Consider the following 23,431-nt stretch of genomic DNA (forward strand, 5'->3'; position numbering starts at 1 on the left):
TTCTCCGGCAGGGGGCGTTTGCCGTTCGGTGCGGTCGGCGGCACGCCGCCCGGCCTGAGCTTGCGCTGACCGCCATGGCCGCCGTTTATTGTGACCGTCGCCATGCATTGGTTAAGCTCACGCGGCTTGGCCCGCGCCCGGAGCGGCGCCCACGGGGATTTTCTTGAGCGCCGACCCTTCCAACCTCCACCGCCGCCCTTCGCTGTTTGCCGCCGTCGTGCTGGCCCTGGTGGTGGCCGCGCTGAACATCGGCCTGTGGTGGTGGAGCAATCGCCCGCACGGCCCGGAGGACTGGCATGGCCCGATCGGCGGCTTCGCGCTGTCGGCGTTCCAGCGCTACCAGAGCCCGCTGAAGAACGACTTCCCCACCGACGAGCAGATCGACGGCGACCTCAGGCTGCTGCGCCAGTACAGCCCGAACATCCGTACCTACTCGATGTTGCAGAACCCGCAGATCCCGCGGCTGGCCGAGCGCGACGGGCTGAAGGTGCTGGCCGGCGCGTGGATCGACGCCCGGCTGGACAACAACGACAGGGAGATCGCTGCCCTGATCGCCCAGGCGCGGCGCTACCCAGGCACCATCAACCGGGTGCTGGTGGGCAACGAGGTGCTGTTCCGCAACGACATCCCGCCCGAAAAGCTGATGGCCTACCTGGACCGGGTGCGCGCCGCGCTGCACCAGCCGGTGTCCACCGCCGAGCCGGACTACATCTGGGAGAAGTACCCTGAGCTCGCCCGGCACGTGGACTTCATCACCGTGCACCTGTTCCCGTACTGGAACGGCATCCCGCGCAAGGACGCCATCGGTGCCGCGCTGGGCAGCTACGACAACCTGCAGCGGATGTTCCCGAACAAGCACATCGTGATCGGCGAGATCGGCTGGCCATCGAACGGCGACCGGCACGAATACGCCTACCCGTCGGTGTCCGACGAGGCGATCTTCCTGCGCCAGTGGTTCAACGTGGCCAAGCAGCTGCACCTGGACTACTACGTGATGGAGGCGTTCGACCAGCCGTGGAAGGAGCAGCTCTCGGGCCGCACCGAGGCGTACTGGGGCATGTTCAACGCCGACCGCCAGCCGAAGTTCCCGTTCACCGGCCCGGTGACCGAGGACACCGCCTGGCCGTGGAAGGCGCTGGCCGCCAGCCTGCTGGCGCTGCTGCCGATGATCTGGTTCGCGCGACGCTTCGCCCGTTTCAAGCTCACCGGGCGTTTCTTCTTCTGCGCGCTGATCCAGCTTGCCTGCGGCCTGATCGTGTGGTCGGCCACGCTGCCGTTCCAGTTCTACCTGAGCTGGGTGGACTGGACGATGCTGGTGCTGCTGTTCCCGGCGCAGATCGCGATCCTCGCCATCCTGCTGATCAACGGCTTCGAGTTCACCGAGGTGCTGTGGAGGAGGGAATGGGTCCGCGAGGCGGGCATGCTGCGCCCGGACATCCCCGAGAAGCAGCCGTTCGTATCGATCCACCTGGCCTGCTACAACGAGCCGCCGGAGATGGTGCAGGTGACGCTGGATTCGCTGGCGGAACTGGACTACGCCAACTTCGAAGTGCTGGTGATCGACAACAACACCAAGGACCCGGCGGTATGGAAGCCGGTGCAGGAGTACTGCGAGAAGCTGGGCAAGCGCTTCCGCTTCTTCCACCTGGAGCCGTGGCCCGGCTTCAAGGCCGGCGCGCTGAACTTCGGCCTGAAGGAAACCGCGCCCGAGGCCGAGGTGGTGGCGGTGATCGATGCCGACTACGTGGTGCGGCCGGACTGGCTGTCCACCCTCACCGGCTACTTCCACGACCCGAAGGTGGCCGTGGTGCAGTGCCCGCAGTCGCATCGCGATTTCGAGCACAACCGGTTCCGCCGCATGACCGCGTGGGAGTTCGACGGCTTCTTCCGCATCGGCATGCACCACCGCAACGAGCGCAACGCGATCATCCAGCACGGCACCATGACCATGGTCCGGCGCTCGGCGCTGGAAGGCACCGGTGGCTGGTCGGAGTGGACCATCTGCGAGGACGCCGAGCTCGGCCTGCGCCTGATGCATGCCGGCTACGACCTGGTCTACGTCGACGAGCTGATGGGCAAGGGCCTCACCCCGGCCGACTTCAAGGCCTACAAGAGCCAGCGCTACCGCTGGGCGTTCGGCGCGATGCAGATCCTCAAGGGCCGCTGGAGCTGGATGACCAGGAAGGGCCCCCTGTCCAGCGGCCAGCGCTTCCACTTCCTCACCGGCTGGTTCAGCTGGTTCGCCGATGCGCTGCATTTGATCTTCACGCTGATGGCGCTGTTCTGGACCGCGGGCATGGTGGCGTTCCCGCAGTACTTCAGCCTGCCGATGCAGCTGTTCCTGATCCCGGTGATCGGCTTCTTCTTCGCCAAGGCGATCTTCGGCATCGTGCTGTACCGCGCCCGCGTGCCCTGCGGCTGGTACGACACCCTGATGGCCTCGCTGGCCAGCATGGGGCTCAGCCACGCCATCGCGCGCGGCATCCTGCACGGCCTGACACGCCAGAAGACCTCGTTCGTGGTGACCGCCAAGAGCCGGCGCATGGGCGGCAGCAGCTTCGCCGCGTTCGCCCCGGTGCGCGAGGAGCTGCTGATGGCGGTCGCCCTGATGCTGTGCATCGTGGGCATGGCGCTCGGCTACGGCACGCGCTACGTCGAAGGTACCTTGTGGATGTTCATCCTCGCGGCGCAATCGGTCCCCTACGTCTCGGCCGTGATCGGCGCCTGGATCGCGCACCGGGCGGGGGACAAGGCCGGCTAAGACGTCGCCTTGGCGACGTCTTGAAATCAGGTACGGCGCTTTTTCGCTATCCGGCCGCCGGAATGAGGCACACGCGGCCCCCGCAAGCCGCAGGCACGGGCTTCAGCCCGACATGCCGGGCAGGTCGGGATGAATCCGGACCCACGGGCAGCGCTGGGGACTGCTTCCGCCCCGATTAGCGCCGATTTCGTTCAGATGCGCGCCGGGTAGCAGGCCCTATCATCGGAGTCCCGTGCCCAGGATTTTCCCGCGTTGCTGACCCGAACCCGCTCGTTCGTCCGCGCCTGCTGGCCGTGGCTGCGCATTCCGTTCTGGATCGGCCTGGGCCTGCTGGTCGGCTTCGTGCTGCCGTACACGCTGGTGCTGAACAAGCGCGTGCAGGAGCGCTTCAACGACCTGGTGTTCGCGGTGCCCACGCGGGTGTTCGCGCGCCCGCTGCCGCTGGCCGCGGGCGAGCCGATGACGCCGGCGGCACTGCAGCTGGAGCTCACCTTTGCCGGCTACAACGACGACGGCCACGGCCAGGTGCCGGGCAGCTGGACGAAGAAGGGCGCGCGCTACACGATCTCCTCGCGCGGCTACGCCGGGCCGGAGGGCGGCGAGTTGCCCAAGCGCATCGAGGTGACGCTGGGCAGGGGAACGGTCGCGTCGGTGCGCGACCTCGCCACCGGCAGGCCGATCGCGCTCACCCATCTCGATCCCGCGCGCATCGCCACCGTGTACGGCGCCAAGCAGGTGGACCGGCGCATCGTGCACCTCGCCGATCTGCCGCCGCTGCTGGTGGGCGGCCTGCAGGCGGTGGAAGACCGCACTTTCAAGCACAACATCGGCATCGACTTCGGCGGGATCTTGCGCGCCGCTTTCGCCAACCTGCGTGCCGGCCATACCGTGCAGGGCGCTTCCACGCTGACCCAGCAGCTGGTGCGCAACCTGTTCCTCAGCCGCAGGCAGACGCTCACGCGCAAGGTCAACGAGGCGCTGATGTCGCTGCTGCTGGAGATGCACTACAGCAAGGACCGCATCCTGGAGGCCTACATCAACGAGGTGTTCCTCGGCCAGCAGGGCGACCAGGCGGTGCACGGCTTCGCCGCGGCCTCGGAGTTCTACTACGGCCGCCCGCTGCGCGACCTGCGCCCGCAGGAGATCGCGATGCTGGTGGGTCTGGTGAAGGGGCCGAGCTACTACGATCCGCGCCGCTATCCCGATCGCGCGCTGTCGCGCCGCAACCTGGTGTTGCAGGAGTTCGCCGACACCGGCCTGCTCACGCCCGAACAGGCTAGGGCCGCGCAGGCCACGCCGCTGGACGTGATCAGGAACGGCCAGCTGCCGCACGACCGCTTCCCCGCCTTCATGCAGCTGGTGCGCCAGCAGATCACCAGCGATTTCGACGAGGACACGCTGCGCGCGGGCAACCTGTCGATCTTCACCACGCTGGACCCGGCCGCGCAGATCTACTCCGAGCAGGCCATCACCGCCACGATGAAGGAACTGGGCAAGCGCGCCGACGCCGCGCAGGCCGCCGGCGTGGTCACCGACGCCCACGACGGCAGCGTGCTGGCGGTGGTGGGCAGCAAAATCCCCGGCGACCAGGGCTTCAATCGTGCGCTCGACTCGCAGCGGCCGATCGGCTCCACCATCAAGCCCTTCGTGTACCTGGTGGCGCTGAGCGATCCCTCGCGCTGGAATCTCGCCACCGCGCTGGACGACAGCCCGATCAGCATGCGCATGCAGAACGGCACGCTGTGGGAGCCGCACAACGACGACGGCCAGAGCCACGGCATGGTGCCGATGGTGGACGCGCTGGCGCAGTCGTGGAACCTCGCCAGCATCCGGCTGGGGCTGGCGGTGGGACTGCCGCGCATCCGCGGGTTCCTGCAGTCGTTCGGACTCACCGACGTGAACTCCGGCCCCTCGCTGCTGATCGGCGCGCTGGATCTGGCGCCGCTGCAAGTGGCGCAGATGTACGAATACATCGCCTCCGACGGCCACGCGCTGCCGCTGCTGGCCGTGCGCGGCGTGGTGGACGGCAACGGGCGCACCATCAAGCGCTACGAGGTGCGGGGCGGCAAGGGCGAATACCAGGAGGCGGTGCGACTGGTGACCTGGGCGATGCAGCAGGTGGCGCTGTACGGCACCGCGCATTCGCTCGGCGATTCCAGCCTGGCCTCGCTGCACGTCGCCGGCAAGACCGGCACCAGCAACGACCTGCGCGACAGCTGGTTCGCCGGCTTCACCGGCGAGCACCTCGCGGTGTTCTGGATGGGCCGCGATGACAACAAGCCCGCGCACCTGTTCGGCGCCACCGGCGCGCTGCGCGTCTGGCGCAACCTGTTCGCCAAGCTGCCCACCCGGCCGCTGTCCCCCGCACCGGGCGATGGCCTGCAGATGGCCTGGGTCAATCCCGCCGATGGCAAGCCCACCGAGCCGCAGTGCTCCGGCGCGAAACAGGTGCCGGTGGTGACCGGCTCGCTGCCCGGCGACGTCGAGGGCTGCTTCTGGCAGACGCTGTTCGGCGGCGGCAACCCGGCGGCGGCCTCCGGCGCTGTTCCGGTCAATCCCGCTGCGGCCCCCGCGGCCGCCCAACCCCCTGGTGGAAATTGAGCATGTCCGACGTCCGTCGATCCCTGCGCGCGTGGCCCCTGCCGTTGGCGGCGGCCCTGCTGGCGGCCTGCGCCACGCCGGCGCCGGTCGAGGCGCCGCAGCGCCCTGCGCTGGCACCCGCCGGCATGGTGGCGGCGATCCATGCGGCCGGCGAACGCGAGCAGTCCGTGATCGCGGTGCAGCCGCTGGCCGACCCCGGCATCGGCGCCTGGCGCCAGGCGGCCCAGGCCGACATCCAGGCTGGCCGTTACGACGCGGCGGCGGCCCTGCTCGACCAGGCGCTCAAGCGCAGCCCCGATTCGCCGGAACTGCTGCAGGACCGTGCCGAAGTGGCGGTGTACCAGCGCAACTACGCGCTGGCGCAGAAGCTGGCCCGGCAGTCCTGGACGCTGGGGCCCAAGCTCGGCCCGCTATGCGCGCGCAACTGGGAAACCATCGTCCAGCTGCGCCAGGAGGCCGCCGATGCCGCCGGCGCGGCCACCGCGCAGAAATGGGTGGCGAAGTGCCACGTGCAGGGCGTCAACCGGTTCTGAGCGGTTGACCGGGCCGCCACGGCTCCGGGGCGCGTCGCCGCCATTTCAATTTCCCGTCCCTCGAACGTCTGACTGGTGGCAAGCCGGCCTGCGGCCGCGACGGCCAGCGGCTCGTCGGCAACGGAACGGCGATCCGGCAACACGGATATCCCCTGCGACTACGCGGCCCGGTCCGTGGCAGGCGGACGGCTTGGCTATGGCGGCCCACCGCCTGGCGCGAGCGCGTCCGAACCCGGGACGCGTGTGCCGGGACAACCGGCGGCAGGCGAAGACGTATTTCCTGCCCGAGCCGGCGGTGCGGGCTTTCCGTTCGGGGAGTCGGCTCCGCAATGCAGGCGGGATCGGCGGTCAGGGAGTGGTACGCATGCCTTGCCCGGCAAGCATGCGGGTTTGCGCCGGGAGGGCGCGAAGTGCGTGCGACAGCGGCGCTTTCCCGGCAACCTGGCGGCACCCCCATGTCGCCAGCTTGCCGGGAGACCTCGCGATCGCGGCGCTGCCGGCGCGAAACGGGTTTGCCCCGCGCGCGGGCCGGGCGATACTGCAACGATGATCGACTCCGACGACACGACGCCCGCCGCCGTCGCAGCGCTGCTGGGCGCCGAAGGGCCGTTCGCGCGCGAGCTGCCGAACTTCGTGCCGCGCGCGGCGCAGCAGGCGATGGCCGCCGCGGTGGCCGAGGCCATCGCGGGGCGCGAGACGCTGATCGCCGAGGCCGGCACCGGCACCGGTAAGACCTACGCCTACCTGGTGCCCGCGCTGCGCTCGGGCGAGCGGGTGATCGTCTCCACCGGCACCAAGGCGCTGCAGGACCAGCTGTATTTCCGCGACCTGCCGAAAGTCGTTGGCGTGCTCGGCGCGCGGCTGAAGACAGCGCTGCTGAAGGGGCGCGCGAACTACCTCTGCCTGTACCGCCTCGACCAGACGGTGCGCGAGGGCGCCTCGTTCGACCGGGCGCAGGCCGCGCAACTGGCGACGATCCGCGCCTGGTCGGCGCGCACGCGCCGTGGCGACCGCATGGAACTGGCCGAGGTGCCGGAGGAGTCGCCGCTGTGGCCGCGCGTCACCTCCACGCCGGAGAACTGCCTCGGCGTGGAGTGCCCGTTCTACGACGACTGCCACGTGGTGAAGGCGCGCCGCGAGGCGCAGGAGGCGCAGCTGGTGGTGGTGAATCATCACCTGCTGTTCGCCGACCTCGCGCTGAAGCAGGAGGGCTTCGGCGAGATACTGCCCGGCGCGGCGGCCTTCGTGCTCGACGAGGCGCACCAGGTGCCCGAGCTGGCCGGGCAGTTCTTCTCGCAGAGCGTGAGCGCGCGCCAGCTCGCCGAACTGGCGCAGGACGCCTTGCGCGAATGCAGCGGCGTCACCGGTGCGATCGGCCTGCTGCTGGAGCCGGTGGAAGCGCTGCAGGACGCGCTGCGCCGCCTGCGGCTGGCGATGGAGCCGCTGCCGCCGCGCGGCGCGTTCGGTGCGCTCGAAGCCGTGGCCGCCGTGCGCGAAGGCCTGCGCGAACTCGGCGAACTGCTGGCCACGCTGGCCGATCTGCTTGCCTCGCAGGCCGAGCGTTCGCGCGGGCTGGCCAACGCGCACGAACGCGCCGCGTTGCTGGCGGAACGGCTGGAGCGCATCCTCGACCAGGACTCCGAGCGCGACGTGCGCTGGTTCGAGCTGTTCCCGCGCGGCTTCGCGCTGCACGCCACACCGCTGGATCTCGCCGCGCCGCTGCGCGCGATGCGCGAGCGCAGCGAGGCCGCGTGGGTGTTCACCTCGGCCACGCTGTCGGTGGCCGGGCAGTTCGACCACTTCGCGCGTCAGCTGGGCCTCGACGAGCCGCGGACGCTGGCGCTGGAAAGCCCGTTCGACTACGCGCGGCAGGCCCTGTGCTACCTGCCGGAAGGCCTGCCTGATCCCGCCGCGCGCGACTACACCGAACGCGTGCTCGACGCCGTGCTGCCGGTGCTGCAGGCGTCGAACGGCCGCGCCTTCCTGCTGTTCACCTCGCACCGCGCGCTGCGCCGCGCCGCCGAGCTGCTGGCGACGCGCGTGCCCTGGCCGCTGTTCGTGCAGGGCACGGCGCCGCGCCACCAGCTGCTGGAAGAGTTCCGCCATTCCGGCCACGGCGTGCTGCTGGGCGCGGCCAGTTTCTGGGAAGGCGTGGACGTGGTGGGCGACGCGCTCGGCGTGGTGGTGATCGACAAGCTGCCTTTCGCCGCGCCTGACGACCCGGTGCTGGCGGCGCGGCTGGAGGCGCTGGAGCAGCAGGGCATCAACCCCTTCATGGGCTGGCAAGTGCCGGCCGCGGCGATCGCGCTGAAACAGGGTGCCGGCCGGCTGATCCGCAGCATCACCGACCGCGGCGTGCTGGTGCTGTGCGATCCGCGCATCACCGGCAAGGGTTATGGCCGGCTGTTCCTTGCCAGCCTGCCGCCGATGCCGCGCACCCGCGCGCTGGCCGAGGTGCGGGCGTTCTTCGCACCAGCCGTCGATGGCCGCGAGGAGTCCGCCGCATGAACAGCGAACCCGAACTGCACACCGATCCCGCGCTGCTGCCCGTGCTGGAGGAGCTGCGCCGGCGCGAGCCGATCTTCCACCGCCCGGAATTCGGCGTCACGCGCGCCGACCATTGCGCGATGACGGCGGAGGATTTCTGGGAAGTGGGCGCGTCCGGCCTCCGCTACAGCCGCGAGTACGTGCTCGACGTGCTGGACGAGCGCCAGCGGAATCCGCAGCCGGACCCGTGGGAGACCAGCGGATTCCATTGCCGCCGGCTCGCCGACGCGGTCTACCTGCTCACCTACACCCTGCGCCAGGGCGAGCGGGTGACGCGCCGCGCCACGGTCTGGCGGCGCGATCCGGACGGCTGGAAGATCGTGTACCACCAGGGCACCCTGGTGGCGGAGGCCTGAGCGGAACAGCACCCGGAAACCCGTCATGCGCGTCTTCTCCCACACCTGTTCCAACACCGAGATCGTCTGCGCGCTGGGTTGCGCGCAGATGCTGGTCGGCGTGGACGCGGATTCCGACTATCCGCCCGAAGCCGTCGCCGGCTTGCCGAAGACGGGGCGCGACCTCGACCTCGACGTGGATGCGGTGCTGGCGCTTGCGCCCGAGCTGGTGCTCACTTCGCTCACCGTGCCCGGCCACGAGCGCGTGGTGGAAGCGCTGCAGGCGGCGGGGCTGCGGACACTGGTATGCGACCCGCAGTCGCTGGCCGACGTGTACGGCGACATCCGCCGCATCGCCGCCGCGCTCGGCGTGGACGGGCGCGGCGAAGCGCTGGTGGCGCAGATGGAGGGCGCGATGCCGTGCGTCGAACCGCGCGGGCCGCGCCCCGCGGTGCTGGTCGAGTGGTGGCCCAGGCCGGTGATCGCCGCGGCGAAGCGCTCCTGGGTCAACGACCTCGTGGTGCGCGCGGGCGGCCGCAATCCGTGGGGCGGGGTGGACGCGAAGAGCGTGCCGCTGGAAAACGCCGCGGCGGCCGCAGCCGCGCCCGACGTGGTGGTGATGAGCTGGTGCGGGGTGAAGGTGGAGAACTACCGCGCCGACGTGGTACGCCGCCGCGAAGGCTGGGTCGACGTGCCCGCCGTGACGGCGGGGCGCATCCGCGCGATCAGCGAGGCTTTCCTCGGCCGCCCCGGCCCGCGCCTGGTGGAGGGTTACCGGCAGCTGCGCCAGGCCATCGCCGCGGCGTCGGGGTGAGCTGCGGACATTGCGCGGGGCATCACCCCGTAGCAAAGTGCCGCGATGACCATTTCCTCGACGATGGATTACCGCGCGGCTGCGCAACGTCGCCTGCCGCCCTTCCTGTTCCACTACATCGACGGCGGTGCCTACGACGAGCAGACCATGCGCCGCAACGTCGAGGACCTGCGCGGCCTCGCCTTGCGCCAGCGCGTGCTCAGGGAAGTCGGCGAGGTCGATCTCTCCACCGAACTCTTCGGCGAGAAGCTGAGCTTGCCGCTGGCGCTGGCGCCGGTGGGGCTCACCGGCATGTACGCACGGCGCGGCGAGGTGCAGGCGGCGCGTGCGGCGGCGGCGAAGGGTGTGCCGCTCACCCTGTCCACGGTGTCGGTGTGCCCCATCGAGGAAGTGCAGGGCCAGCTGTCGCGGCCGATCTGGTTCCAGCTCTACGTGCTCAGGGACCGTGGCTTCATGAAGAACGCGCTGGATCGCGCCTGGGCCGCCGGCGTGCGCACGCTGGTGTTCACTGTGGACATGCCGGTGCCGGGTGCGCGCTACCGCGACAGGCATTCGGGCATGTCCGGCCCGCACGCCGCGTTGCGCCGCGCGTGGCAGGCCTGCCTGCATCCGCATTGGGCATGGCAGGTGGGTGTGCGCGGCCGCCCGCACGACCTCGGCAACGTGTCGGCCTACCTCGGCCGCCGCATCGGGCTCAAGGACTACATCGGCTGGCTCGGCAAGAATTTCGATCCCGCGATCGGCTGGCGCGACCTGCAGTGGATCCGCGACGCCTGGAAGGGCGCGATGGTGCTCAAGGGTATCCTCGACCCTGAGGATGCGCGCGAGGCGGTGCGTTTCGGTGCCGACGGCATCGTGGTGTCCAACCACGGCGGACGCCAGCTCGACGGCGTGCCGTCCTCCGCGCGTGCGCTGCCCGCCATTGCCGATGCGGTGAAGGGCAAGCTCGCCGTCCTCGCGGATTCCGGCGTGCGCTCCGGCCTCGACGTGGTGCGCATGCTGGCGCTGGGCGCCGACGGCGTGCTGCTGGGCCGACCCTTCGTCTATGCGCTGGCCGCGGCCGGCGAACGCGGCGTGGCGCACCTGCTCGACCTCATCGCCGCCGAGATGCGCGTGGCGATGACGCTGACCGGCGCGAGATCGATCGCGGAAATCACGCGGGACAGCCTGGTCGGCGTTGCCTAGCGTCCGGACCGCTGTTTCCTCCGCAATGCCTCCGCGGTGGCCCCGGACTGGCCGTTGCCGCCTTCGGCAGCGCCCGTCGCGCACGCCAGCAGCCGGTATCATGGCGTCGCCATGAACCTGCTTGCCATCGAAACCGCCACCGAAGCCTGCTCCGTCGCCCTGATCCATGGCGACGAGGTGATCGCCCGCAGCGAACTCGCGCCGCGCCGCCACGCCGAGCGCGTGCTGCCGATGGCCGACGAGCTGCTGGCCGAAGCGGGCCTTGGCCGCCACGCGCTGGACGTGATCGCCGTGGGCCGCGGCCCCGGCGCATTCACCGGCGTGCGTCTCGCGGTGTCGCTGGCGCAGGGCATGGCGTTGGCGCTGGATCTTCCGGTGGTCACCGTCTCCTCGCTCGCCGCATTGGCGCTGGAAGCGCCGGACGACGGCAAAGACGACACCGCCATCCTTGCCGTGATCGACGCGCGCATGGGCGAGATCTACGCCGCCTCCTATCGACGCGACGGTGCAGGCGGCCTGGTCGCGCTGGATCGCGAACGCGTCTGCACCGCCGACGCGCTGCTGCTGCCGGAGGCGGCGGCGTGGCAGGTCGTCGGCAGCGGCTGGGCCACCTACGAAGCGGTGTTGCGCGAGCGCCTGGGGCAAGTGCCGCGTTTCGCCGATGGCAACCGTTATCCGCAAGCCGTGCACGTGGCCGAACTTGCCGCGCGCGAATTCAAGGCGGGCCGTGCGCAGCCGCCGGAACTCGCGTTGCCGGTCTACCTGCGCGACAAGGTGGCGCTGACGCTGGTGGAGCAGGGCAAGGCCTGAGCCGTCAGCGGCCGTGGCGATCCGCACGGACGCCTGCAAGCCGCGGTGCAGCCGAAGCGGAACGATCTCAGCGCGCTGGTGCGCCCAGCGTCTTGCGGAAGAACGCCAGTGCGTCGGCATCCACTTGCCGGTGGACCGCGACACGGTCCACGCCGGGCGGATCGACGCAAAGCTCCGGCGCTTCCTTCGCCAGCTGCGGCGAGCAGGGCGACAGGAAGACGTAATGGCCCGCTGCGGGAACCCTCTTGATCCCGGCCAGCGTCCTGATCAGCGGCGCGACGTGCAACGCGTTGTAGCGGGGTGAGAGCACCTGGTCGTGCTGGCCGTAGTACAGGAACACCGGGCGGTCGACATGCGCCAGCCCGGAAGGGCCGAAGACCAGGCCCAGCGGGGCCATCGCGAACGCCGCCTTGATGCGCGGGTCGGCAGTCGTGCCCCAGCGACCGAGTTCCTTCTGCATCGCGTCCATGTAGGCCCGCACGCTGGGCTGGCCGGACCGGTGCAGCAGGCCGGCGATGAATGTCGGCGTGCCACAGGACCCGATGTCGCCGGGGTGAGCCTGGCAATACGAAACGAAGCGGTCGAAGCGCGGTATCGCACCGACGCTCAGCAAGGCGGTGTAGCCGCCGGCGGAGAAGCCGGCCACGCCGATCCGGCCGGGATCGATCAATGCGGCCCAGCGCGGATCGCCCAGCAGGCGGCTGATCGCAGCCTTGACCTGGATGGGGCGGCCCACCAGCACCTGCGCCGTCCCGGTGCCGCCGGTGTCGTGATAGTTGTCCCCGGGATGTTCCAGCGTCTCAACCACGAAGCCGTGGCCGGCCAGATACACCGCGAGGTCGTGGTGGCCGAGGTCGGAGCCGCCGTGTCCGTGCGAGATCACCACCAGCGGCTTCGCGCCCGCAAGCGGGCGTGCATCGCGCGTTGCGTGCAGCAGATAGGGGCCGATGCGGGTCGCGCCGCTCGCCCGCGCACTGGGGTAGAACACGTAGCCGGGCATCGCGCCGCCGCTGACCGGATCGTGGATGGTGATCGCCGCGAAGCCGACGCCCGCCGGGGTCTGCGCCGCGGCGCCAAAGGCGCAGCCCAGCCACAGCACGAGCCAGCAGGAGATTCGCAAGCGACGGTGATGCATGCCCATGGCAAGGCCTCTGGTGGAAGACGGATGACGGCCGGGGAGCGGCCCGGATCGCGATCGATCCCGCGGCGGCAATCCCCACCACGGCACTATGGTCCACCGGAGCCCGGCCGTATTGAACAAATTGGCAAGACGGTCGCGCCGCGGCGGCGCCGCGGTCACTTGGCGGAGACCGCTTCGGCCGCGGGCAGGAAGGGGTTGCGCCGGCTCCACACGGTCGGCGGTTCGCCCAGAAGCTCGGAAAATTCGCGCACCAGGTGCGCCTGGTCCGCGTAGCCGCAATGGGCCGCGACGTCGCTCCATGGCCGGACGCGGCCCGAGGCGCTGGCGATGGCGCGATGCAGGCGTTCGATGCGAAGCCAGAGCTTGGGCGCCAGTCCGATGTCCTGGGTGACCCGGTGATGCAGTGTCCTGGTCGCCAGTCCCGTGATTTCCGCCAGGTCGCGGACGCTGTCGGCGCGCCGCACCGGGAGCGGCCGGAAGTGCTGGTGTTTCGCGAACTCGCGGGCGAGGAAGGCCGCCAGCCGCAGCGGCGCCCCGTCCCACGAGGAGGGTTCGCCCAGTTGTTCCAGCAGCTGCCGGCCACGGGCGCCGAAGATCTCGGCGACGGGCACCGCGCGGCCGGTCATGTCACCTGCCGGCAGCCCGGTCAGCAGGGGAAGCACGCCCGGCCTGAGCCGGACGCCGCAGGTGAATACGCGGCCATGCACCGGAATGTCCAGAAAGCCCGCGTACGGACCGACCAGCATGCAGCGGGTACGGGGGCCGCCTGCCGCCGCTGCCCAGGCCGTGAAGATCAGGTACGGGTTGGCGTCCGGCGGAATGCGCCAGGCCTGGTCGAGCGAGGCGGAAATGTCCCCCTGCGTCCAGATGTGCTCGACGAAGGGCTGCAGCGGCCGCGGCGCCGCCAGCATCCGCGCGGTTCGCTTTCCCGCACCTGCCTGGTCAAACAGTATCAATGAGGTAACGCCGGGCGAGTCGGAGGAGCCTGAGCATAGCGCCAGTGGCACGGCATCCCAACGGTGGCGAACGGCGCCGCCGGCCCCGGCCGGTCTTGCCTGCCGACGGCAGCCCGGCGTCAGGGGCGAGGCTGCCGTCGGCGTGCGGTGCGCGGATTTCCCGGCGGGGCGGCTGCGGGCGCCGCCGGCGCTCAGAGCCGCCCGATCAGCAACTGCACCGCCAGGCTGCTCACGGACACCGCCGCCCACACGCCCAGCCCCAGCAGGATCGGCCGCGCGCCGCTGGCGATCATCCTGCGCAGGTTGGCGGAGAGGCCGATCGCGGTGAGCGCCACGATGATGAGGAATTCCGCGGCGTCGTGCAGCGCGGGCAGGATGGCGGCGGGAACCAGGCCGGCGGTGCGCAGCGCCGAGGCCACCAGGAACCACAGGATGAACCACGGGAAGATGCGGCGCAGGCTGAAGTCGGCGGCGCCGTTCTTCCGCTCGCGCGCGGCCACCGCGAAGGCCAGGATCAGGCAGATCGGGATGATCAGCGTGGCGCGGGTGAGCTTGACGATGGTGGCGTAGTCGCCCGCGGCGCTGCTGTAGCTGTAGCCGGCCGCCACCACCGAGGAGGTGTCGTTGATCGCGGTGCCGGCCCACAGGCCGAAGCCGAGGTCGCTGAGGTGCAGCAGGTGGCCGAGCAGCGGGAACAGCAGCACCGCCACCACGTTGAACAGGAAGATGGTGGAGATCGCGAACGCGGTGTCGTGCTCGTCCGGCTTGATGATCGGCGTCACCGCGGCGATCGCCGAGCCGCCGCAGATCGCTGTGCCCACGCCGATCAGGATCTTCAGCTTGTCGTGCACGCCCAGCCAGCGGCCCAGCGCCCACGCGCTGAGGAAGGCCACCGTCAGCGTCACCAGGGTCACCGACAGCGATTCGAGGCCGGTCTTCGCCACCTGGGTGAGGCTGAGGCCGAAGCCCAGCGCGATGATCGACCACTGCAGTACCTGCTTGCCGCCGAACACGATACCCGGCGTGAAGCGGGCGTCGGGCGAGAACAGGTTGCGCACCGCGATGCCGAGCAGGATACCGATCACCGGCCCGCCGATCAGCGGCAGCCGTCGGCCCAGCCACCAGGCGGCGAGCGCGATGGCGACGGCCAGCAGCAGGCCGGGGGCGCGGCTGCGCAGGGTGGGGCGGGCAAGGGCGGTGGCGAGCGGTGTGTTCATGGGGCGGTGCGCTGGGGGGATGCGCGCCATTGTCCTCGCCGCCATCAATCAGAAAAACTTGGAATATCTGATTGTTCGTATAAGATCCAGTGATGAACAACATCAGCCCGCGCCAGCTCGAGGTGTTCGTGCAGATCGCGCTGCTGGGCAGCGTGCGCGCCGCAGCCGAGCGGCTGTACATGACGCAGCCGGCAGCCAGCATGGCGCTGGCCGAACTGGAGCGCCAGCTCGACGCGCCGTTGTTCGCCCGTGAGCGCGGCCGGCTGCGCCTCAACCCGCGCGGCCGCGAGTTGCTGCCGCTGGCGCAGGAGCTGCTGGAGCGGCACGCCGAATTCGGCCGCCGCGGTCGCGAGGACGGCGATGCGCTCTCCGGCGAGCTGCGCATCGGTGCCAGCAACACGGTGGGCAACTACCGCGTGGGCGAGCTGCTGGGCGAATTCGTGCGCGCGCATCCGCAGGTGGCGATCCGCCTGCGCGTGGCGAACACCGATGCGATTGCCGCGGCGATGCTGGAGCACAGCCTCGACCTCGGTTGCGTGGAAGGGCCGGTGACGCATCCGCAACTGGAGGTGCGGCCCTGGCGCGACGACCTGCTGGTGGTATGCGCGCCACCGGATCATCCGCTGGCGCGCAAGCGTGTGCTCAGGCCCGCCGACTTCGCCGGTGCGCGCTGGGTGATGCGCGAGCCCGGCTCGGCCACCCGTACCATCAGCGAACGCGTGCTGTCGCAGCTGCCGCCCGGCGAGACCGTGCTGGAGCTGGACCAGATCGAGGCGATCAAGCAGGCGGTGATCGCCGGGCTCGGCATCGCCTGCCTGCCGCAGGTGGCGGTCACCGATGCACTCGCCACCGGCCGGCTGAAGGCGCTGAAGACGCCGTTCCTCGACCTGCGCCGCAAGCTCTCCATGCTGATCCATCGGCAGAAATACCGTGGCGCGCTGCTGGACGCCTTCATTGCCCAGGCCGGCCTCGGCCGCTGAGCGGCGCGGGGATCACCTGCGGCCGGCGATCAGCCTGCCGGCCTGCTGCACTGCCGGCGGCGGCATGGCGGTGTCGTTCGGCAAGCCACCCATGCCGATCACCTTGCCGCCCTTCCCGATGAACAGGAAGCTGCCATGCGCGTTGCAGCGAGGTCGTGTCGCGCGTACCGCGCAGCCACGGGTGGATGCGCACGAGGTGGAGAACGGCGCAGGCGCCGCAGCTGCCGGCAGGCGAGGGCGCAATGCGCGCATGCCCCCGAGGCCAAGGCCAGTGCGGCGAATGCGGCTTGCTAACGCGCTGGATCGTTGGTGGCAGGTGATGAATGGCGCGGACGCAGCGGGAGACAGGCCCTGCCGCGTCAGTCGTCGTCGCTGCCCAGGTCGAGCAGGTGCGCGGGCACGCCGGTGCGCGCGCCCCAGTAGTAGATGACCAGGCCGGCCAGGGCCACGGCCGCGGTATCCCAGGGATGGGCGATGATGCCGCGGCCGCCGAAGGTGCCCAGCCAGGACAGTGCGATGAGCAACGCGTAGTAGGCGACCAGCCACCACGATGAGTGCACCTCCTGGCGCAGCCTGGCGCGGCCGCCGGGGGATGGCAGCCGGCACAGCACGTAGATCGCGAACAGCACGATCTGCAGCCCCAGCAGCCACGACACCGTCTGCCAGCTCGACCAGTACACGATCAGCGTGGCGATCACGAACGAGGCCGGCCCGATCACGCCGAAGCCGCGCACCAGGAAGGGCCGCGGCAGCTCCGGTGCGTTGCGGCGCAGCGCCGCAACAGTGACCGGTGCCACGGCGTAGCTCAGCACCAGCGCGGCCGAGACCACGCTGATCAGCGCCTGCCACGAGGGGAACGGCAAGGTCCAGAAGACCGACAGCGCGAAGCTCAGCCACAGCGCAGGGCGCGGAATGCCGGACTTGCCGTCGATGCGGGCGAACACCTTGAAGAACGAGCCGCTGCGCGCCCAGCCGTAGATCACCCTGGGCGTGGCGTTCATGTAGATGTTGCCCGTGCCGCTGGGCGAGATCACCGCGTCGCAGACCACCAGCGCGGCCAGCCAGCCGATGCCCAGGGTCAGCGCGATGTCGTGGTACGGCAGCGAGAACATCGTGCCTGTGCCGCCCCAGCCCTGCGCCAGCATGCGGGTGGGAATGCTGCCCAGGAAGGCCGCCTGCAGCAGCAGGTAGATCACGGTGGACAGCAGCACCGAGAGGATCAGCGCGACCGGGATCGTGCGCTGCGGGCTGCGCACCTCGCTGGCGACCGAGATGATCGGCGTCAGTCCCAGGTACGCGAAGATGATGCCGCCGGCGGAAACCGCACCTTCCACGCCGCCGAATCCGTTCGGGGCAAAGCCGTGCACGCTCATGTTCCGCGGCTGGAAGTGCGCCAGCAGCACGACGACCACCAGCAGCGGCACGACGAACTTGAAGATGCTGATGAGGTTGTTGGCCTTGGCGAAGGTCTTCACGCTGAAGTAGTTGAGCGCGAAGAACAGCGTCAGCAGCGCCAGTTGCACCAGCCAGCCCAGCACGGTGGGGTTGCCCGCCGCGTCGCGGTTCAGCGCGGGGAACCAGGCCGCCGCATATTGGCGGCAGGCCACGGTCTCGATCGCGATCAGGCTGGAGAATGCGATCAGCGTGATGAAACCCATCAGCGAACCCAGCAGCAGTCCGTGCGAATACTCCGGGTAGCGCACCACGCCGCCGGCGCGGGGCAGGGCGGCGCCCAGCTCGCAATAGACGATGCCGAGCAGCAGCACGGCGGCGCCGCCGATCAGCCAGGACAGCATGCCGGCCGGTCCGGCGATCGCCGAGACGTGGCTGGCCGAGAACAGCCAGCCGGAACCGAAGATCGCGCCGAGTCCGATGAAGGTCAGGTCGGTGAGGCTGAGCTGGCGATGGAATTTTCCCGTCGATGGCATGCGGCGTGATCCGGCGGCTTGGGAAGGATGGCTCGGGCTTTCCGCGCGGCGCTGGCGGAGATCCGCCAGTGCCGCTTTGGTCATGGCGACTTGCATCCGCAACGATTGTCGTCGGCGTAGGGCGACTTGCCGCCGTCGGCGATGAAGCGGTCGATACGCGCGTTCAATACCGGCAGCGGCACCGAGCCGGTGGACAGCACCGCGTCGTGGAAGGCACGGATGTCGAACTTCGCGCCCAGCACCTTCTCGGCGCGCGCGCGATCCTCGCGGATGGCCATCTCTCCCAGGTAATAGGACAGCGCCTGCGCCGGCCAGGCGATGTAGCGGTCCACCTCGGTCTCGATCTCGTGGTCGGCCAGCGCGGTGTTGGCGCGCAGGTAGTCCTGCGCCTGCTGGCGGGTCCAGTGCAGGTGATGGATGCCGGTGTCCACCACCAGCCGTGCCGCCCGCCAGGCCTGGTAGCTCAGGTAGCCGAACTGCTCGTAAGGCGTGTGGTAGATGCCCATTTCCTGGCCGAGGTATTCGCAATACAACGCCCAGCCTTCGCCGTAGGCGGAGATGTATGCATAGCGGCGGAAGTCCGGCAGGCCCCGCGTCTCCGCCGCCAGCGGCATCTGCAAGGCGTGGCCGGGCGAGGACTCGTGCAGGGTCAACGCGGGCAACGAATACAGCGGGCGCGAGGGCAGCTTGTAGGTGTTGACCAGGTAGATGCCGGGGCCGCCGCGGCCGCCGGTGTAGATCGGCGCCAGGTCGGGCGGCACCGGTTCGATCGCGAAGCGGCGGCGGGGCAGTCGGCCGATGTAGTCGCCGATCTTGCCGTCCACTTCCTTGGCGATCCACGCCGCGTCCTTGAGCAGCTCGTCCGGCGTCTTCGCATAGAAGCGGGGATCGGTACGCAGGAAATGCAGGAAGTCGGCGAGGCTGCCCTTGAAGCCCGCCTGCCTGATGGTGTCCAGCATCTGCTGGTGGATGACCGCCATCTGCGCGAGGCCGAGCTGGTGGATGGCATCGGCGCTCATGTCCAGCGTGGTGTATTCGCGGATCTGCGCCTGGTGGAAGGCCTTGCCGTCGGGCAGGTCCTCGGCGGCGATGCCGGCGCGTGCCCTGGGGATGTATTCGTCCTGCATGAAGCGAAGCAGCTTCGCGTAGGCGGGGACCACCGCGTTCCTGATCGCCGCCAGCGCTTCGGCGCGCAGCGCGGCCTGCTCGGCAGCGGGGATGACCGCTGGCATGCGCCGGAACGGGGTGTAGAAGAGATTGTTCTCGCCGGGCGCGTCGATCACTCCGCTGATCGACTGCGTGCGGCCTTGCAGGACGATTTTCGGCTGGCTGAAACCGCGCGCCAGGCCCAGCCGCATGTTGTCGGTCTCCTCGCTGAAGTAGCGCGGGATGTCGCGCAGCTTGCCGATGTAGTCCCGGTATTCCTGCAGCGTGGCGTGGCTGGCGCGGGCGGTGAAGCCCAGGTCGCTCCAGAAGCCCGAGTCGCTGTTGAACGGCATTTCCCAGGTGCGGAAATGCTGGTCGGCCAGCAGGGTTTCGATCTGGTTGCGGTAGACCGCGTAGTCGACCGCGTCCTCGCCGCGCAGTTCGGCCGGCTTGATGGCGTCGAGTTTCGCCAGCACGTCGGTCCAGTAGCGTTCGCGCGTCGCCTGGGCTGCGGCGTCGACCCTGGGCAGGTGGTCGGAAGGTGCGCCCTGGCTGTCCTCGTCGTCCAGGCCGCGGAACTGGTCCTGGCGCCACGCCCACTCCCGCGTGTAGATCGCACGGAAGCGGCCGGCAGCGTCGTCGGCATGCGCCTGCATCGTCGTGGCGGCCAGGCAGACGGCGCATCCCAGGCTGGCGAACAGCTTGCTCATGAGCGGGGTTTCCGGTGGCTGTGGCGCATGCGTCGTCGGCATGGCGCCGGGGCAGTCAGGCAAATGGCTGGTCGATGGCGGGCGATGGCAGCGTGAACCAGGCGGCGCCGTCGTCGGTGACGTGGAAGTGGTCCTCCAGGCGCACGCCGAAGCAGCCGGGCAGCACGATCATCGGTTCGTCGCTGCAGCACATGCCCGGCTGCAATCCGGTGGCGTTGCCGCGCACCAGGTAGGGCGTCTCGTGGATGCTCAGCCCGCAGCCGTGCCCGGTACGGTGCGGGATGCCGGGCAAACGGTAGTCGGGGCCGAGTCCGGCGCGTTCCACCACGGCGCGCGCGGCGGCATCCACCGCCGCGCACGTCACGCCGGGACGTACCGCTTCGAACGCCGCGCGCTGCGCCGCCTGTTCCAGCGCCCAGATGCGCGCCTGCTCGGTCGTCGGCTGGCCGAAGATGTAGGTGCGGGTGATGTCGGACTGGTAGCCCTGCACGCTGCAGCCGGTGTCGATCAGCACCAGGTCGTTCTCGGCCAGCCACTGCTCGCCCGGGATGCCGTGCGGGTACGCGGTGGCGTGGCCGAACTGCACGATGCAGAAGGTGGAGCCGTTGTCGGCGCCCAGCGCGCGGTGCGCGCCATCGATGAAGCGGGTCAGCTCGACGCTGCCGATGCCTTCGCGGACCAGTCCCGCGGCGAGGCGGTGCACCTGCAGTGTCATCGCGGTGGCCTGTCGCATCAGCGCGAGTTCGGCTGGCGACTTGCACATGCGGCAACCGTCGATGATGGCGCTGGCGTCGACCACGGGCTTGCCGCCCAGCGCCGCGCGCAGGCGTTCGGCCACGACGCTTGGCGCGGCCGGGTCGAGCGCGAGGCTGCCGGCGCCGCGCTCGCGCAGCGCGTCGGCGACCAGCGCCTGCGGGTCCTCGTGTTCCTCCCAGTAGCGCAGGCTGGCCGGGATGCGCAGGACGTGCGCCAGCGAGCCGGCCTCGAACGCGGGGCAGATCACCAGCGGTTCGCCGTGCGCTGTCAGCAGCAGGCCGAGCAGCCGCTCGCTGGCGCCCCAGCCGATCCCGCTGAAATAGCGCAGCGAGGCGCCTGCGGTGATCAGCAGCGCATCGATGCGCTGTTCGCGCAGCAACGCGCGGGCGCGTTCCAGCCGCTGTTCGTACTCGGCGGTGGCGATCGCCGCGGCCGGTGTCGGCCACGGCGCCAGCATCGCCTGCGCCTGGGCGGGGTCGAGGCCGCCGATCTGCCGGGCCGGCGTCATGCGGCCGGCGTCCGGACATCGACGTCGTCGACGCACCAGTGGCCGTCGATCTGCCGCGCCACGCCGCCCGGGTTGCGGTCGCGCAACTCCGGCGGCAACTGCTCGTTCGGCACGTGGTCGTAGCAGTGCAGCGCGGTGAAGCGCTGGATCGCCGCCGGCATGCCGACCGCGGTGAAGCCGGGATGGCCGGTGCTGGGCCAGGGGCCGCCGTGGTTCATCGCCGGGCTCACCGCCACGCCGGTGGGCATGCGGTTGCCGACCAGTCGGCCCACGCGCGGGCGCAGGGCATCGGCGACCTGCACCCAGGCCGCCGCGTCGCTGCCGTCGGTGGCGCTGTACAGCGTGCCGGTGAGGTTGCCTTCGAACGCGGCCGCCAGCGCGGCCATCTGCGCGACATCGTCGGCGCGCACCAGCAGGCCGACCGGGCCGAACGCCTCGGTCTGCAGGGCCTGTGGCGCGCGCAGGAACTGCGCGGCGTCCACCTGCAGCAGGGTCGGCCGATAGCGGTAGCCCGGCCCGGTCGCGGCGCCGCCGACCAGCAGTTCGGCACCGGCCCCGCGCAGGATCTCCACGTTGCGCTGCAGGTGCTCCAGCACGCCGCGCGAGAACAGCACGCCTGCGGCGGCGTTGCCGAAATGCGCCACGGCGGCGGCGACGAAGGCATCGCCGTCGCCGCCGCGCGGCACCACCACCACGCCGGGATTGGTGCAGAACTGGCCGCTGCCCATGGTGCAGGAGCTGAAGAATTCCTGGGCCAGCGCGGCGCCGCGCTCGGCCAGTGCGCCGGGCAGCAGGAACACCGGGTTGACGCTGGACAGTTCCAGGTAGGCCGGCACGCCGGCCGCGTCGGCGGCGGCCTTCAGCGCCAGGCCGCCGGCACGGCTGCCGGTGAAGCCGATCGCGCCCAGGCGCGGATCGCCGGCCAGTTTCAGGCCCAGCGCCGGATCGAACTGGTAGAGCATCTGCACCGCCGCCGCGGGCAGGCCGGCTTCGCGCAGCGCGGCATGGGCCAGCTGCGCCAGCCGCTCGCTGGTGGCCGGGTGCGAGGGATGCGCCTTCGCGATCACCGGATTGCGCGCCGCGATCGCCGAGGCGAAATCGCTGCCGGCGATCGCGTTGAAGGCGAGCGGGAAGTTGTTCGGCCCGAACACCAGCACCGGTTTGTGCAGCGGCGCGCGATGGCTGCGCAGGCCCGCCGCCGTGTCGATCACCGGTTGCGTCCAGCTGAAGCCGCGCACGGCGCGCGCGGCCTGGCGCAGCTGGCCGCTGGTGCGCGGCAGTTCCACCTTGGCCAGCCGGGTTTCCGCGGGCAGCGCGGTCTCCGCGTGGGCCAGCGCGACCAGCGTTTCCGCGTCGCGCTCGATGCCGTCGGCGTAGGCGTCGAGGAAGGCGGCGATCCGTTCCGGCGGCATCCGCGCCAGTTCATCCGCCACCGCGGCGGCGGCGGCGACGGCGGCCTCGACGTCGGCCGCGCCGTTGACCGGGAACTCCGCGCCGATGGCGCCGCCGGTGGCCGGGTCCTCGGCGCGGAAGGTGGCGGACAGTTCGCTGGCTGGCCGCCAGTTGCCCGCGATCAGCAGGGGCTGCGCGGCCATCTCAGAGCACCGGCGCGTGGGCGATGGCGTGGTCGATCACGCGCAGGGCGGCCTCGCGTTCAGCGCCATGCAGCGCCAGCCGCGGCGCGCGCACGCGCTCGCTGCCCTGGCCGACCTTTTCCTGCACCAGCTTGATCAGCTGCACGAACTTCGGCACGGTATCCAGGCGCAGCAGCGGGAGGAACCAGGCATACAGTTCGGCCGCCGCATCGGCGCCGCCGTCGCGCGCCAGCTCGAACAGCCTCACCGATTCCTTCGGGTAGGCGTTGACCAGGCCGGCGATCCAGCCGCGCGCGCCCATCGCCACGCCTTCGACGATCGCATCGTCCATGCCTACCAGCAGTTCCAGGCGGTCGCCCAGCAGCGCCCGCAGCGCAGCGAAGCGGCGCACGTCGCCGGAGGATTCCTTCACCGCCTGCACGTTCGGGAACGCGTGCGCGAGCTCGGCGATCTGCTCGGGCGAGAAGTCGGTCTTGTAGGCGATCGGGTTGTTGTAGAGCATGCAGGGCAGGTCGGTCGCCGCGATCACCGCGCGCAGGTGCGCGCCCATCTCGCGCCAGTCGGTCGAGTACACGTAGGGCGGCAGCACCATCAGGCCGGACGCACCCAGCGCCCTGGCCTCGCGGGCGAGGCGCACGGCCTCGTCGGTGGACAGCGCGGCGATGCCGGGGATCACCGGCGCGCGCCCGTCGAGCGCCTTCACCAGGGCGCGGATGATCGCCAGCTTTTCGTCGAACGTCAGCGTGGCCGCCTCGCCCAGCGAGCCCAGCGGCACGATGCCCTTGCAGCCGCTGTCGATCAGCATGCGTGCGTGTGTGGCGAGGAAGTCGTGATCGACCTGGCCATCGGCGGTGAAGGGCGTGGTGATGGCGGGAATCACGCCGTGCCAGATGGATGCGTTGCTCATG

18 protein-coding genes are annotated in these 23,431 nt (G+C 70.5%); 9 read left to right on the top strand and 9 right to left on the bottom strand.

The features are described from left to right. Nucleotides 1–163 precede the first annotated feature (163 nt). The 8 genes from ACQGNW_RS09950 (at nt 164) to tsaB (ending at nt 11,586) form a co-directional block, all read left to right on the top strand. Entirely contained in the window at nt 164–2,761 is a 2,598-nt protein-coding gene (locus ACQGNW_RS09950) for a glycosyltransferase family 2 protein (RefSeq protein ID WP_426662993.1), read from the top strand. A 252-nt stretch (nt 2,762–3,013) separates the two neighbouring features. Continuing rightward, nucleotides 3,014–5,362, top strand: a complete 2,349-nt coding sequence (mrcB, locus tag ACQGNW_RS09955) for a penicillin-binding protein 1B (protein ID WP_426662994.1) — start codon at nt 3,014–3,016, stop codon at nt 5,360–5,362. 2 nt (nt 5,363–5,364) lie between these two features. Further along, nucleotides 5,365–5,895, top strand: a complete 531-nt coding sequence (locus ACQGNW_RS09960; protein WP_426662995.1) for a tetratricopeptide repeat protein — start codon at nt 5,365–5,367, stop codon at nt 5,893–5,895. A 546-nt stretch (nt 5,896–6,441) separates the two neighbouring features. Beyond that, nucleotides 6,442–8,403: a DNA repair helicase YoaA gene (gene yoaA / locus ACQGNW_RS09965; protein WP_426662996.1), complete on the top strand. Its 1,962-nt coding sequence runs from the start codon at nt 6,442–6,444 to the stop codon at nt 8,401–8,403. Continuing rightward, complete coding sequence (locus ACQGNW_RS09970) at nt 8,400–8,798, top strand: nuclear transport factor 2 family protein (protein WP_426662997.1); 399 nt, start codon at nt 8,400–8,402, stop codon at nt 8,796–8,798. The genes yoaA and ACQGNW_RS09970 overlap by 4 nt, the downstream gene beginning before the upstream one ends. Before the next feature lie 25 nt (nt 8,799–8,823). Further along, the gene (locus ACQGNW_RS09975; RefSeq protein ID WP_426662998.1) at nt 8,824–9,591 is read left to right on the top strand and encodes an ABC transporter substrate-binding protein; all 768 of its coding nucleotides are present in this window, start codon (nt 8,824–8,826) and stop codon (nt 9,589–9,591) included. A 45-nt stretch (nt 9,592–9,636) separates the two neighbouring features. Beyond that, nucleotides 9,637–10,776: an FMN-dependent L-lactate dehydrogenase LldD gene (lldD, locus tag ACQGNW_RS09980; protein ID WP_426662999.1), complete on the top strand. Its 1,140-nt coding sequence runs from the start codon at nt 9,637–9,639 to the stop codon at nt 10,774–10,776. Nucleotides 10,777–10,887: 111 nt separating this feature from the next. Next, a complete protein-coding gene (gene tsaB, locus ACQGNW_RS09985) occupies nt 10,888–11,586 on the top strand; it encodes a tRNA (adenosine(37)-N6)-threonylcarbamoyltransferase complex dimerization subunit type 1 TsaB (protein ID WP_426663000.1) in 699 nt (232 codons plus the stop codon). A 67-nt stretch (nt 11,587–11,653) separates the two neighbouring features. On the opposite strand, the gene ACQGNW_RS09990 is transcribed toward tsaB, so the two are convergent. From ACQGNW_RS09990 to ACQGNW_RS10000, 3 genes are all read right to left on the bottom strand, one after another. Beyond that, a complete protein-coding gene (locus tag ACQGNW_RS09990) occupies nt 11,654–12,727 on the bottom strand; it encodes an alpha/beta hydrolase family protein (RefSeq protein ID WP_426663001.1) in 1,074 nt (357 codons plus the stop codon). A gap of 155 nt (nt 12,728–12,882) precedes the next feature. Then, entirely contained in the window at nt 12,883–13,638 is a 756-nt protein-coding gene (locus ACQGNW_RS09995) for a helix-turn-helix domain-containing protein (protein ID WP_426663002.1), read from the bottom strand. A 236-nt stretch (nt 13,639–13,874) separates the two neighbouring features. After that, nucleotides 13,875–14,900, bottom strand: a complete 1,026-nt coding sequence (locus tag ACQGNW_RS10000; protein WP_426663003.1) for a YeiH family protein — start codon at nt 14,898–14,900, stop codon at nt 13,875–13,877. A gap of 92 nt (nt 14,901–14,992) precedes the next feature. On the opposite strand from ACQGNW_RS10000, the gene ACQGNW_RS10005 reads away from it, so the two are divergent. After that, nucleotides 14,993–15,880: a LysR family transcriptional regulator gene (locus ACQGNW_RS10005; protein ID WP_426663004.1), complete on the top strand. Its 888-nt coding sequence runs from the start codon at nt 14,993–14,995 to the stop codon at nt 15,878–15,880. Nucleotides 15,881–15,892: 12 nt separating this feature from the next. Here ACQGNW_RS10005 and ACQGNW_RS10010 read toward each other — a convergent pair whose 3' ends face one another. The 6 genes from ACQGNW_RS10010 to ACQGNW_RS10035 all read right to left on the bottom strand — a co-directional run bounded on the left by ACQGNW_RS10010 (nt 15,893) and on the right by ACQGNW_RS10035 (nt 23,430). After that, nucleotides 15,893–16,132, bottom strand: coding sequence for a hypothetical protein (locus tag ACQGNW_RS10010; protein WP_426663005.1), 240 nt, complete (start codon nt 16,130–16,132; stop codon nt 15,893–15,895). Between the two features lie 107 nt (nt 16,133–16,239). Next, nucleotides 16,240–17,808 carry an APC family permease gene (locus ACQGNW_RS10015; protein WP_426663006.1) on the bottom strand — a complete coding sequence of 523 codons (1,569 nt, stop codon included), beginning with the start codon at nt 17,806–17,808 and terminating at the stop codon, nt 16,240–16,242. Nucleotides 17,809–17,888: 80 nt separating this feature from the next. Next, a complete protein-coding gene (locus ACQGNW_RS10020) occupies nt 17,889–19,664 on the bottom strand; it encodes a DUF885 domain-containing protein (RefSeq protein WP_426663007.1) in 1,776 nt (591 codons plus the stop codon). Between the two features lie 55 nt (nt 19,665–19,719). Beyond that, the gene (locus ACQGNW_RS10025) at nt 19,720–20,928 is read right to left on the bottom strand and encodes a M24 family metallopeptidase (protein WP_426663008.1); all 1,209 of its coding nucleotides are present in this window, start codon (nt 20,926–20,928) and stop codon (nt 19,720–19,722) included. Further along, nucleotides 20,925–22,523, bottom strand: a complete 1,599-nt coding sequence (locus tag ACQGNW_RS10030; protein ID WP_426663009.1) for an aldehyde dehydrogenase family protein — start codon at nt 22,521–22,523, stop codon at nt 20,925–20,927. The genes ACQGNW_RS10025 and ACQGNW_RS10030 overlap by 4 nt, the downstream gene beginning before the upstream one ends. Before the next feature lies 1 nt (nt 22,524). Beyond that, complete coding sequence (locus ACQGNW_RS10035; protein WP_426663010.1) at nt 22,525–23,430, bottom strand: dihydrodipicolinate synthase family protein; 906 nt, start codon at nt 23,428–23,430, stop codon at nt 22,525–22,527. Nucleotide 23,431: the final 1 nt, after the last annotated feature.

Origin of the sequence: Rhodanobacter aciditrophus, assembly GCF_050026795.1 — a bacterium.
In the GTDB taxonomy this organism is placed as follows: domain Bacteria; phylum Pseudomonadota; class Gammaproteobacteria; order Xanthomonadales; family Rhodanobacteraceae; genus Rhodanobacter_A.